A 770-nucleotide genomic window follows, 5' to 3' on the forward strand; every position below is an offset into this window, starting at 1 on the left:
ATGAAATTGGCGATATGCCAATGCTACTTCAAGCTAAACTGCTACGTGTGCTACAAGAACGTAAAGTTCGCCCTGTAGGCGCCAGCAGAGAGATTGAAGTGGATGTTAGAGTCATTGCTGCGACACACTGTAACTTAATGCAACAGATTAAAGACGGAGGCTTTAGGGCCGATTTATTCTACCGCTTGAACGTATTTCCCATCACCTTACCACCACTGAGATCCAGACAAGCGGACATTATCCCACTTGCCGAGCACTTTGTTCAGCACACCACCACGATGTTAGGCTTGCCTCAATCACCGGGATTGAGTGCTAATGTGAGAAACCAACTGCTCGCTTACACCTACCCCGGTAACGTGCGCGAGCTTAAGAACATCATTGAACGCTCGGTTCTGCTTTCCGATTTTGAAACCATTACTCAGATTGAGTTTGGTGAACAGATCCCTGAAGAGGTAGAACACCGTCAAGTTGTTGCTCCAGTTACATCGACAATTCAGCCCACGTTGGAACCTGAACTTCTGGGAGCTGACGATGTAGCTGTTGGCCTAAAAGAGGTGGTCAGCCAATACGAACGAACTGTGATTATCGACTGCTTAAACTCTTGTAATTGGCACACGAAACGAGCGGCAGAGCAACTGTCGCTCCCGTTAAGTACGCTCAATCACAAGATGAAGAAATACGATATTTCTGCGGCGGGCTGAGGCAAAGAGAAAACAATTACAACAGAGTGTTCAGTCAGTCCGATAGAAACAAAAAAACCGCCCGAAGGC

General features: G+C 47.1%; 1 protein-coding gene and 1 pseudogene. Both read left to right on the forward strand.

Annotation, left to right across the window (positions count from 1 at the left end):
- Positions 1-453 (forward strand): annotated as a pseudogene (locus AB4517_RS22740) (sigma 54-interacting transcriptional regulator); the annotation flags it as partial.
- Between the two features lie 125 nt (positions 454-578).
- A complete protein-coding gene (locus AB4517_RS22745; protein WP_372150127.1) occupies positions 579-701 on the forward strand; it encodes a helix-turn-helix domain-containing protein in 123 nt (40 codons plus the stop codon).
- Positions 702-770 lie beyond the last annotated feature (69 nt).

Source organism: Vibrio sp. 10N.222.52.C3 (genome assembly GCF_041474195.1).
Taxonomy (GTDB): domain Bacteria; phylum Pseudomonadota; class Gammaproteobacteria; order Enterobacterales; family Vibrionaceae; genus Vibrio; species Vibrio crassostreae_C.